The 10,147-nt window shown below is 66.3% G+C and carries 11 protein-coding genes and 1 pseudogene; 1 reads left to right on the top strand and 11 read right to left on the bottom strand.

The window, feature by feature from the left end; genetic code table 11:
• The 7 genes and pseudogenes from A5711_RS07380 to A5711_RS07350 all read right to left on the bottom strand — a co-directional run.
• A pseudogene (locus A5711_RS07380) lies at nucleotides 1-281 on the bottom strand (SRPBCC family protein); the annotation flags it as partial.
• 41 nt (nucleotides 282-322) lie between these two features.
• Nucleotides 323-1,954 carry a long-chain fatty acid--CoA ligase gene (locus A5711_RS07375; protein WP_067945025.1) on the bottom strand — a complete coding sequence of 544 codons (1,632 nt, stop codon included), beginning with the start codon at nucleotides 1,952-1,954 and terminating at the stop codon, nucleotides 323-325.
• A gap of 148 nt (nucleotides 1,955-2,102) precedes the next feature.
• Nucleotides 2,103-3,164: a beta-propeller fold lactonase family protein gene (locus A5711_RS07370; RefSeq protein ID WP_067945023.1), complete on the bottom strand. Its 1,062-nt coding sequence runs from the start codon at nucleotides 3,162-3,164 to the stop codon at nucleotides 2,103-2,105.
• 377 nt (nucleotides 3,165-3,541) lie between these two features.
• Complete coding sequence (locus tag A5711_RS07365; protein WP_082975671.1) at nucleotides 3,542-4,285, bottom strand: DUF427 domain-containing protein; 744 nt, start codon at nucleotides 4,283-4,285, stop codon at nucleotides 3,542-3,544.
• A 23-nt stretch (nucleotides 4,286-4,308) separates the two neighbouring features.
• A complete protein-coding gene (locus A5711_RS07360) occupies nucleotides 4,309-4,584 on the bottom strand; it encodes a DUF6295 family protein (protein ID WP_067945019.1) in 276 nt (91 codons plus the stop codon).
• A gap of 12 nt (nucleotides 4,585-4,596) precedes the next feature.
• A complete protein-coding gene (locus tag A5711_RS07355; protein ID WP_067945018.1) occupies nucleotides 4,597-5,352 on the bottom strand; it encodes a dienelactone hydrolase family protein in 756 nt (251 codons plus the stop codon).
• A gap of 60 nt (nucleotides 5,353-5,412) precedes the next feature.
• Nucleotides 5,413-6,195 carry a hypothetical protein gene (locus A5711_RS07350; protein WP_067945016.1) on the bottom strand — a complete coding sequence of 261 codons (783 nt, stop codon included), beginning with the start codon at nucleotides 6,193-6,195 and terminating at the stop codon, nucleotides 5,413-5,415.
• Nucleotides 6,196-6,397: 202 nt separating this feature from the next.
• Between A5711_RS07350 and A5711_RS07345 the strand changes: the two genes are divergently transcribed.
• Nucleotides 6,398-7,390: a chemotaxis protein CheB gene (locus tag A5711_RS07345; protein WP_067945027.1), complete on the top strand. Its 993-nt coding sequence runs from the start codon at nucleotides 6,398-6,400 to the stop codon at nucleotides 7,388-7,390.
• Here the strand turns inward: A5711_RS07345 and A5711_RS07340 are convergent.
• The 4 genes from A5711_RS07340 to A5711_RS07325 form a co-directional block, all read right to left on the bottom strand.
• Entirely contained in the window at nucleotides 7,387-8,613 is a 1,227-nt protein-coding gene (locus tag A5711_RS07340; protein ID WP_067945014.1) for a methyltransferase, read from the bottom strand. The two genes, A5711_RS07345 and A5711_RS07340, sit on opposite strands and share 4 nt — an antisense overlap.
• A gap of 84 nt (nucleotides 8,614-8,697) precedes the next feature.
• Complete coding sequence (locus tag A5711_RS07335; RefSeq protein ID WP_067945013.1) at nucleotides 8,698-9,063, bottom strand: DUF732 domain-containing protein; 366 nt, start codon at nucleotides 9,061-9,063, stop codon at nucleotides 8,698-8,700.
• Nucleotides 9,064-9,098: 35 nt separating this feature from the next.
• On the bottom strand, nucleotides 9,099-9,401 hold the full coding sequence (locus A5711_RS07330; protein WP_067945010.1) for a hypothetical protein: 303 nt from the start codon (nucleotides 9,399-9,401) through the stop codon (nucleotides 9,099-9,101).
• Between the two features lie 150 nt (nucleotides 9,402-9,551).
• Nucleotides 9,552-10,022 carry a hypothetical protein gene (locus A5711_RS07325; protein WP_067945009.1) on the bottom strand — a complete coding sequence of 157 codons (471 nt, stop codon included), beginning with the start codon at nucleotides 10,020-10,022 and terminating at the stop codon, nucleotides 9,552-9,554.
• Between the last annotated feature and the right edge of the window lie 125 nt (nucleotides 10,023-10,147).

Below are 10,147 nucleotides of genomic sequence, written 5' to 3'. Positions count from 1 at the left end.
ATCGGACCGTGGATCTGGGTGAGCCGGTAGCCGAACGATCGCGGCGGGTCGACGCTGGTCAGGTCTTCGCGCGCGCTGCCGCCGCCGGCCAGGATGATGGTGCGGCTCTGACCCGCCGCATCCCAGGCGCCGGTCTGGCTCCGCACCTCCTTGATCGGCGGTATCGGCCCATACCACCGGCCGAAGATCTCGGGCAGCGGGATGGGCAGGGTGCCGTGAAACGCCGCGTCGGGCGCGACGGCCACCACGTGCGATCGTTCGACGACGAGGGGCTGGGGCATGAGGCTCCTTCCTGCCCTGGGTTATTCGCGGAGACTCGCCCTCAGTCCCGGGCCTCGACCACCCAGTAGCCATGCTCGGCGTAGCGCGCGCGGATGGCCTTCTTGTCGTACTTGCCGACGCTGGTGCGCGGAATCTCCTCGACGAATGCCCACCGCTCGGGCAGCCACCAGCGAACCACCTTCTCAGCGAGGAACTTTCGCAGGTCCTCGGCGCTGACGGTGGTGCCCTCCTTGGCCACCACGACGGCCAGCGGCCGCTCCTGCCACCGCTCGTCGGGCACGCCGACCACCGCGGCCTCGACCACATGTGGGTGCCCGATCAAGTTGTTCTCCAGCTCGACCGATGAGATCCACTCGCCACCGGACTTGATGACGTCCTTGGCCCGGTCGGTCAGGGTGACGAAACCCCGTTCGTCGAGCCGTCCGACGTCGCCGGTGCGCAACCAGCCGGAGTCGAACTTTGAGTCGTCGGCCGTCAGGTAGTACGAGCCGGCGATCCACGGGCCGCGGACTTCCACCTCGCCCACGGCCTCACCGTCGTTCGGCAGCACCTGGCCTTCGTCGTCGACGATCCGCATCTCCACGCCGCAAACCGGTTGGCCCTGGGTGGCGCGGAACGCCCAGTGCTGGTCCTCCGGGGTTCCCGGCGGGGGCCAGGCCATGGTGGCCATCGGGGACGTTTCCGTCATGCCCCACAATTGCCGGATCTGAACGCCGTGGTTCTCCTCGAAGGTGCGCATCAGCGACACCGGAACGGCCGAGCCCCCGCAGACCACCAGCCGCAACGACGACATGTCGTGTCCGGGTTCTTCCTCCAGCCGATGCAGGACGTCGTTCCAGATGGTGGGCACCGCGCCCGCCACGGTCGGCCGCTGGTCTTCCACCATGCGAATCAGCGACCGCGCGTCGAGGTGGCGGTCGGGCAAGACGAGGTCGGAGCCGGCCATCAGGGCGGCGTAGGGCAGGCCCCACGCGTTGGCGTGGAACATCGGCACGATCGGCAGCACACTGTCGATGGAACCCACGCCGATGCCATTGGTGGTGCAGGCCGCCATGGTGTGCAAGTAGCTCGAACGGTGGCTGTAGACAACACCTTTCGGGTTTCCGGTGGTGCCGCTGGTGTAGCACATCGCGGCTGCGGACTTCTCGTCGATCTGCGGCCAGTCGAACTCGGTGGATTCCCCCGCGAGCACGTCGGCATACCGCAGCACGGTCTTGTCCGACCCCTCGAACGGGGCGATGTCACCCTCCCCCACCGCGATCACGGTGTGCACGGTCTTGAGGTCGCCCAGCACCGGGGCGAGCAGCTTGGCCAGCGACATATCGACCAGCACCACCTGGTCTTCGGCTTCGTTGGCGACGTAGGCGATCTGCTCGGCGAAGAGGCGGATGTTGAGGGTGTGCAACACGGCGCCCATCGACGGCACCGCGAGGTAGGTGGTCAGGTGTTCGGCGTTGTTCCACATGAACGTCGCCACCCGCTGGTCCCCGTCGATGCCGAGGCGGCGCAATCCGTTCGCCAGCCGAGCGGCGTCGTGACCGAGTTCGCGGTAGCTGATCTGCCGATAGCCATCCTCGGTGGCGGTGGTGACCGTGCGCTCGCCGTGCAGACCGCAGCCGTGCCGCATGATCGCGGTGATCGTCAACGGAAAGTCCTGCATCGTGCTGTCCATTGAGGTACCGCCTTTGGATCCCGGCGCAGCGTTCGCCTGATATCAACCGTCGAGACGCGGCGTGGCCGCATCCCGGGCCGGAGGCGATGAGCCGCCGCCGGCAGCCTCCACCCTAAGCCCGAGTTCGGCGCCGGCGTCGGCGATCACCCTAGGCGAGTACGGGTTCCCGCTGAGCCAGTGCGGGCAGCCGAGCGGTCGATGCCTCAGCCGGTCCCCCGCCCGCGGCGATCGGCACGACGGTGACCACTCCGGAATGACCGGCGATGTAGAGGTACCTGCCGTCGGAGCTCTCGACCACGCAGGACGGGCCGTTCGCCGCCGCGATGTCGCCGATGACGTCGTGGGTTCGCGTGCAGACCACGGCGACGTGGTCGTCGCTGACCAGGTAGGCGCGGCGGCCATCGCGGCTGAGCGACAAACGAGTGAGCGGACCGGCGAGCTCGCTGAGCTTGCGGGTCCCGGTGATCTTGCGGGCCCGGGTGTCGATGACGTCGAGCACCGCGCCGACGACGGGGCCACAACTGGCCACATAGGCCGTGGCGCCGTCGTCGCTCAGCGCGACGTCGCGGATCGGCAAACCCAGCTCGTAGGCGCCGACGATGTCGGCCCGCGACCCAGTTTCGATGACGACGAGCTCGCCACCGGACGGCCCGTTGGTGGCCGCGTACAGGTGGCGTCCGTCGGGGCTGAGGCGCACGCAGTCCGCGGTCGTGCCGGGCGTGGCGGCGAGTTCGATCACCTGCAAGTCGTCCGTGGTGGTGTCCACGACCGAAACATCGGCGCCGTGGGCGCCGTTCCGGCTGGCGTAGACGAACCTCCCGTCGGCACTCACGGCCAGATCGCTCACGCTGTCGGCCAGCGGATGGGTCGCGATTCGCGCGTTCGTGGTGAGGTCGACGACGTCGATGGAGTCATACGAGAAGGACGCGGTGCTGATGTAGGCGCGGGGGGAGGCCCCGCCGCTCACGGCTATCGCGAACGGTTCGTTGACGCCGATGGTCTGCACCACCCGACGCGCGTCGATGTCGATGATCGATATCGTGTCGCGGCCGTGATTCGCCACCACCAGCCGAGTGCCGTCGGGGCTGACTCCGATGTCGCTGATCGGACCGTTTCGCACCGGGATGTGGACGACCAGGACGTCGTCGAACCTGAACACCCGCTCGTCTCGATCGTCCTGGAAGGCCTTGCGGTCGTTGACACCGCTCACGCTGCACCGCCTTTGCTATGTTGTCGGCGCGGAGGCGAACTCGCCGGGACTTGCGCGACAATTCGGCCGCCGGATCCAGGAGGATCTCAGCACCGAAAGGCGCTGACGCGACTGGTTTTGCGAGTCTACCGGCCAAAAATCGCGTCAAAACTAATGAAGTCCCCCGACGTTAGCTACGTCACCCCGCGCACTCAGGTTCTGCTCAGGCTTTCAATTACGCTGTATCGCAGTCGCTTACCCGTAGCGAAACTGACGCAAACGCGCTTCCGGCGGATTTCGCGTTCGTCGCTAACGTCCCCGGTCAGCGCGGTGGAGTTGTCCGGATTAAGAAATTCTCAGGGTCCGGGCGCGAAGAGGGAAAGATCACACCGCGTCGGCTAACTGAATTGGGTGCGTGGCCGGGGCAGTGCACCCCCGTCGACGAAGATGTCCAGCTTTTCGTTGTAAAACGCCACCAGACCGGCGATCTGGCCGACCGCGGGCAACGGGTAGTGATACGTCCAGGCCAGGTCCGGATGCAGGGCATCACCCGACCGTACCGACCAGTAACCCGACGTGACGCCCTTGTACGGGCACAGCGTCTGCGTGGAGCTGGGTTCCAGATGCGCGAACGCGATGTCAGTCGGGTCGATGTAATACCTTGTGGGCAAACCAGTTTCGAACAGCAGAACCGGAGACCTGGTGTCGGCCAGCACTATTCCGTCCAGCTCCACCCGAACATGTCGGTGTGAGCGCAGCGCGTCAACCCGCGAATACGGATTGCGCGGGTGGCCGTAGATCGGTTCGTCTTCCTCGAACCACCGCAACGGATTCCATTCGAATCGCACCATTCCGGCCACCGAGCCGCCACCGTCGGTATCGAACACGCGCGCGGCCGACGGATGGGTCTCCCCGGCACCCACTAGGGAGTGTAACCGCGACGGACCGAATTGCACTTTCTGCGAATGGTTTTCGTCGTGCAGGAACTCCGCACGGACATCGGCCAGCGGGATGTAGTACTGCGGGTAGTACGGGACCTCCCACACATACAGGGCCGCCGTGGTGTCGAAGACCAGCGCGTCCCCGAGGTAGCCACGCACCCGGCGCGGCGCGGGCTCGACCCTGCCGCGCTCAGCGGCCATCTGCGGGTGGTCCCGGTCGGCGGTCACGCCTGGTCCTTGGACGCGAGCCCGGCCGGCGCATGGGCGATCGCCTTGCGGATGGCGTCGGCCAGCGCCAGCGCGCTCTCCTCGGTGAGTTCCAGCGCCACCCGCGCCGACGGCCCGAGTTCGGGGTTGATCACGTCGATGTTGACGGTGTGGCCGTAGGGCGCGTGGACGGGGTGATCGACGTAGACCGTCGCGCGGCTGGCGCCGAACCACCCCGTGGCGCCCTTGCCACTGCCGTCGATTCCGACGTGTTCGGTGAGATAGGTGCACATGGGGGGCGGAACCTAACCTTTCAGCTGGGCGGCGAAGAAGTCGTCGATGCGCCGCCAGCCGTCCACGGCCGCCTCCGGCCGGTAGGCGGGCCGGTCGACGGAGAAGAACGAGTGTCCCGCGCCCTGGTAGGAGTGGAACTCGTGCGGCTTGTTCAGCCTGGTCAGCTCCTCGTCCAGGGCGGCCACCGCGGGCGGCGCCGGGAAGCGGTCGTCGAGCCCGAACAGGCCGAGTAGCGGGCAGCTCAGGTTCGGCGCCAGCTGCAGGATCGGCTTCATGGCCTTGGGCATGCCCTCCGGCGGATCCTCGACGATGAAGGCGCCGTAGCAGTCCACCGCGGCGTCGAACGGCAGCGAGCACGCCGCCAGGTAGGCGTGCCGCCCGCCCGAGCAGTGCCCGATGACGCCGAAGTTCCCGTTGGCTCCCGGCAGGGAACGCAGGTGCTCGACCGCACCCGCGACGTCGCCGACCAGCCGCTCGTCGGGCACACCGCCGGCGGCCCGTGCCGCCGCCGCCGCGTCGTCGGGCGACGCACCGGGTGCCTCGCGCGAATAGAGGTTCGGGGCCACGGCATGGTAACCGCTGACGGCGAGTCGACGGACGAACTCCTTGGTTTCGCGGTCGTAGCCGGGCATGTGATGGATCCACACGACTCCGCCGCGCGACCCCTCGGCGAGCGGCATGGCCCGGTACGCCTCAATCTCGTCGCCGCCGTGGCCGGTGATGGTGATGGTTTCCGCCCGGATGGCGTCTGGGCTGAGCGCGTTCATCGCAACTCCTTTGGGGCTCCGTGGTTGGCCGCAACCAACGTATCGGACACCCTCGCGCGTTCAGCGCCGTTTGTCGCGCACCTTGTAGGTCGAGGGCCACGACTTGCGGGACTCATCCCCGGTCAACGGGGTGCCCATGCCCCCGACCTTGACGTTGTAGGCCTCCTTGCCGGGGCCGACCTCCCGGTTCGCGTGTTCCTGGGCGAGGAAGTACAGCTCGTCGATGGTGGCCTCGTCGTACGCGACGAACGAGGTTTCTCGCGCGACATCGTCGATGCCGGCCAGCATCCGCTCGGGCAGGAACCGCGATGCCAGTGCCGCCAGGGCCAATAGCGTGAACGGGATAAGCCAGTAACACACGTACGACAACGGGGTCTTGGTGTCCAGGGTGGTGGCGTCACCGCGCACGATCGGCGGGATCGCCGACGACACCGTCATGCCCGTCGCCGTTCCCACCCAGATCCAGCTCAGGACGCTGACGACCCTTCCGAATAGCTCGGTCTTGGTGACGTCGGCGGGTTGTTCCGCGGCCACGAACGCGCGCACGAACGGCTTGCCGGTCAGCGTTCCGGCCAGGGTCACCACGAGGAACCCGGCGACGCTGAGCGGCAGCATCCACCGCTGGGCGAACCACTCATCCCGCGCGAAAGTCAGACCGGTGAGCACCACAAATACGGCGGCAGAACCGATTTCGAACGTCCGCTCGGGTTTGCCGGTGAGGCTCCCGACCACCATCGCAATGGCTGCGATCGCCAGCCCCGCCAACGCCGAGGCAGGGAACGGGACGTTACCGACCAGCACCCAGTAAGCGATCCACGGCGCAAGACCAGACAGCATGCCCACGAGTGGCCAGTGTATGAGTGGCGGTTCCACGCGCCGTCAGCGGCAGGCCCAAAATTTGGTCCGCAGAGCCAAGACGTGAATGGTGCGGCCCCTCCCCTCGCTGTGATCGCCGCGCCACCAAGGGTTTCCCGACGCGCCGCCGCGGGCAGGAGAGGGCTTATGACCCTTGGCGTCAGCGTTCATCTGGGTCAAGGTTGAGGCCATGGAACGCGCGGCGACACCGGCCGAAGGCGTGGTGGCGGTCGGCGCATCCGCCGGCGGCATCGAAGCGCTGTGCGAGTTGGCGGCGGGGATGCCGCCGGATTTCCCGTTCGCCGTCATGATCGTCATCCACATGAGCCGGGGCGGGCCTTCCCTGCTGGCCCAGATTCTCGACCGAAGCGGCCCGTTGCCGGCGTTCGCGGCGGTCGACGGCGCTGTCCTGGAGGCCGGGCGGATATACGCCGCCGTACCCGACCACCATCTGCTGGCCCGCGACCACCGGGTGGCGCTGGCGGATGGCCCGTGGGAGAGCGGTCGACGACCGGGGATCGACGCGCTTTTCCGGTCCGTCGCGCTGGACTACGGCCCGCGCGCCATCGGTGTCCTGATGTCGGGACTGCTTGACGACGGCGTCGCCGGGCTGCGCGCGATCAAGGCCAAAGGAGGAATCACCGTGGTTCAGGAACCGACTGACGCTCTGTTTCCCGACCTGCCGAAGAACGCCATGAGGGCCGGCGTGGCGGATCACACCGCGACGGCCAAGGAGATCGGTAGCTTGCTGGCGCAGCTGGCCGATCGCGACGTCGAAGAGCCGGCGGCCGACCCGGACGGTCAACTCGAGCTGGAGAATCAGATCGCGATGGACAGCCAGTTCGCCGCGTCCGTGGGTATCGAGGATCTGGGGCCGCCGACCGGGTACACCTGCCCGAGCTGCAACGGCGCTCTGATCGCCGTTAACGACAACGGATACCGCTGCCAGGTCGGTCACGCGTGGACGGCCCAGTCGCTGCTGGTCGCTTACGGCGACGAGCTTGAGGCGGCGGTTTGGGCGGCGATCCGCAACTTGAAGGACACGGCGCGACTGTCCCGCACCCTGGCCGAAAACGCCGAGAGCGCAGCGGATTTGGAAGGCTACACCGCAACGGCCAACCGGGCCGCACACGCGATTGTTGCGTTGCGTCAGGGTCTTCTGACGGCAAAGGCCGACAACTAACGGGATGGGTTGGTGTTCAACGCCATCGCCAGAAAATCGAGGCGCCACAGCGACTGGAACAGCGTGCGCCCGAATTCCCTTACCAGAAGGGCGTTTTCCGGACCGACGTCGCCGCGCTGTGCCACGGACTCGATGATCTCCCGGATCGCGCGACGGCCGTCGACCAGCTGAACGAACGGCAGCTGAGCCGGGTTGAGCTTCAGCTTCGTGCCGGGCAAATGAATCTCGTCGCCGGACAGCAGGCAGGCCGTCCGCAGTAGCGGAACGTAGTCAAGCGCCCCGTCCGTCGAGAAATCGATTGCGTAATGCTCTTTCGGACGTTCCGGGCGGCAGGCGATGAAGAAGTGGGTGGCATTCGCCGGCTGCAGGCGTTCCATCACAGACCAGAGTTTGATGTCGGGTAGTTGGTTCAGCATCGCCTGGAACTGGCTCGCCGGCGCGACGAAGGCGTGCGGATAGTACGGCGTTTTGTGAAACCAGCCCTGGAATGCCAGTCCGGCGGAGCCGACCAGGTCCAGGCATTCTTCGACGGTGTAAGTGCGCTGGCGACTGTGCAGGAAGGTGTCGACCAGGGCACCGTCGGACAGCAGGTCGCGGGCGCCGTTGAGGTAGGGGCGAACCGGGTGGTCGGCGGGCAGCACCGCGATCGCCTCTTTGACCATTTGGACCGAAGTGTCATCCTGCTTCAGCCCGAGGTCGCGGAACGCCGATTCGAGCATGTCGACCCCGATCCGGCCGTACTTCGCGTAAAGCATGACGCCGAGCGCCCCATCAGTGCGCAGGCAGCCGCCAAGCGCTTTGAGCCCGGCCAGTGGGTCCGCCATGTGGTGCAGGACGCCGGTGGACACGATGAGGTCGAAGTCGCGGGACAGCGTCGACACCTCTTCGATGGGAAGCAGATGCAATTCCAGGTTGTCCAGGCCGTGCTTGTCCTTCAAATACTGCTGGTGCTTCAGCGCTGACCGGCTGACGTCGATCGCGACCACCTTGGCGGCGCGATTCATGAAGGCGAAAACGGCCGCCTGGAAGGTGCCGCAACCCGCGATGAGAATGTCGAGGTCCGGCTTGTACTCCCGGTTAGGCCAAAGGACGCGGTGCGCCCAAAAAGGATCGAACCAATCCCAGTGATTCTTGGTCCACCCCGCGAGATCGGCTACCGGGGGCGGATACTCCCACCGATCGTATTGCCGGGAGACACCGTCACCCCGCGGATCGTCGGTCACTTCGGCGCGGCTCCTTCGCGGTGGGGTCGCGACCAACTTACTGCGCCTCGCGTCGTTGGGCTTGCCGACGGCATGCCTCCGTGTTCACATCAGCGGCGGACCCGGGATCAGCCAGATCAGCGAACTGTCCATCTGCCCCCGGTACTGCGGGCAATAGGCGGCCACGGAGAGGCCAACGAAGTAGCCGGATTCCCTCCTCGTGAGATCGGTATCGCGCATCACCTTCAACGCCAGAACGCTCGCATTCGCGTTGTTGTCGAATCCCGTGCACACCCGGTGGGCCATCGCGATCGCGGTGTCGCTGTCACGCACTTCGATCCCGTAGTTCACCAACGACGCGATGAAAGCATCATCGACTGGATCTGCTGATGCTGACGCCGAGGAGAACGGCACGGCGGCCAACAGCGGGACAGCACAGATCGCCAACCACTTCCCGAGACGACCGTCCATACCCTCTGCGGTCTCCTTCTGCGCGTCGGAAACGATCAACTCGGCGTCGACAGAGGCACCTTCGCGGCGCTCACAGCCTGCTCGGTCTGTCCGTTCGTCTCCGGCGCGCTTACCGCTCGCATGTCGAGGGGTTGGGTACGCCATCCGGCGTAACCGAGGGCGGCGCTGATCGCGGTATAGACAACGGCCTCCGTCCACATGAAGCCGACGCCCCATTTCCTTCCGAGGAAGATGGGCTCGTCGATGATGCCGGCGGATGCGGCGATGGCGTAACCCGCGTGCGCATAGGCGATTCCGGCGAACGCTCCGCAGAAGAATTTGCTCACTTCGCGATTCATTTCCTCGTCCTCTCTCGGTTGCCCCAAATCGTGTGATCTCACTGTGGTCCTGACCTCGAACTGGAGGTAGGGGCCAAGGTCCTCCCGCGTCGGACCCTTTGTCGCTTCTCCCACACAGCGCGCCGGCAGGCAGGAGCGCCCGGAGCGGACCTATCCCTGCCCGTTGACGATGCGATCGCGGACGGCGGTGGCGGTCGAGAGATGCCCCTCGGCAGAGTTCATGAACTCACCCGCGTGCCGGGCCTCGTTCGCATCGTTGTCCTCGACCGCGGCGACGCAGAAGTGGGACGCGGCGTCGAAATCATCGAGACTGGCTTGCAGTGCGTCGGTGAGTTCTTTGTCGGGGGAAGGCAGATGGCCCTGGAGGAAACTTGCCGCGTCATGGCCCTCGTGGCAGGCCGCTCCCAGACTGGCGTAGTCCTTATTGCCGATGGCATAGGTGGCCTTGCCCATGGCGATACCCAGGTCTTGCATGTGGTCCTCGGTCAGTTGGACCCATCCGCGCACGACCTGAGCGTGCGGCGTTGTCGTTGTGGTCCCGCTGCCGCTGGTGTGTGTTCGTGGCGAGCAGCCGGCGACGAGAAACACCACCGCGGCGCCCACGATGGCTTGCTTGATCACCGTTGGCCTCCTAAACCCTGTGAACGGTGATCCTTCGCCCCGACCGCGCCCGGCCGAAAGGGGCAGGGTTACAGCCGTTTACGGCTTTTTAACGATGAGGTCGACAGTTTTAACACTTCCCCGTT

Source organism: Mycobacterium sp. E2238 (genome assembly GCF_001672665.1).
GTDB lineage: Bacteria > Actinomycetota > Actinomycetes > Mycobacteriales > Mycobacteriaceae > Mycobacterium.
Note: the sequence above shows the minus strand (reverse complement) of the source record. Positions and strands in the feature narration are given on the sequence as shown.